General features: G+C 70.2%; 1 protein-coding gene. It reads left to right on the top strand.

Going from position 1 to position 1,105, the window contains the following annotated elements:
• Positions 1–969 precede the first annotated feature (969 nt).
• On the top strand, positions 970–1,105 hold a 136-nt coding region (locus AB0H52_RS32040; RefSeq protein WP_357952047.1), incomplete at its 3' end, for a transposase.

The following is a 1,105-nucleotide window of genomic DNA, read 5'->3' as shown; positions in this document are numbered from 1 at the left end:
AAATATGCGTGGCTGCGTGCTCCCACCAGCGCCACCTCTGCTTCCACCAGCAACACATCGCCGACGTTGCCGATGCACACCGGCTACGAGCAGGTCCGCCGCGTCGTCGCCGCCCCCGCCGGCGGGCCGTCAGCCTCACAGGCCGGACCGAGCGGGGATCGCCTGAATGTGAGGCGTGCCGCGGCACTCGACAGCCAAGCCCAGCAAGCACCGCGGGTACCCCCTCCCTATCTGGTGCCGCCCTCTCTCGCGGCATCAGGCTCGCCCGTGACTCGGGCAGCAACCGCGCCTTCGCCTGCCGCGCCTGCTGCTCCCTCGCCTGTCGCATCACCGGGCGTCATCCCGGGATCGCACCCCGGCTCACCGGCGCCGGCACCGGCACTCGTCCCGATGCCGTCGGGGACCTGGGGCGGAGCCCCCCGCCCCGTGCTAAGGTCGCAAACACTCGCACAGTGGGTTGCCCAGAACGCGCCTGCGTACGTGGGTCGAGAAATGTACCACCGTCCCGCCCCCCCAGCCGATGACGGCCAGACCCGCCAGGCCTCCGAGAGGTCGACCGAGGAAGGCGTCTACTCGCCGGAACATCCTGGGGTTGGCGCCGCCGCACACTTCAGCCCCACACGCGCGCCGGTCGCTTCCGCACCGCTGTCTGGCCCTTCGACCTCGGCTGCCTACGGGGCGTCGGGGTATCCGTCCTCCAGCCAGTATGGTTCTGCACCGCCTAGCGCTGCACCGGCGATGAACTGGGGTGGTCAGCAGGCCGCATCGGCGAGCCTTCGTTCTGCCACTCCTTATCATCCTTCCTTCTCCCGGAGCGGGACGGGAGGTGGATATTCTGCGGCTCAACAGCAGCAGTATGGGTATGGGCAAGGAGCAGGATCGGGGCCAGGGGCAGGGCCCCGAGCTGTGTGAGCGTGCGACCCGGCTGACGGTCGAGGCCCGCCGGGACCGGCGTCTGCGGTCGGCGCGATCCGCCGGATCGCGGGCCAACTCGGGGTTCATCCCGAGACGTTGCGCACGTGGGTGAAGAAGGCCGAGACCGGCGCCGGCCGGGCACCACCAGCAGCGACGCCGAACGCCTCCGCGTTATCGGGGGAACCTCAGT

The sequence above is a fragment of the Micromonospora sp. NPDC050695 genome (genome assembly GCF_040654415.1).
Taxonomy (GTDB): Bacteria; Actinomycetota; Actinomycetes; order Mycobacteriales; family Micromonosporaceae; genus Micromonospora.
This window is presented reverse-complemented; position numbering and strand designations above follow the sequence as displayed.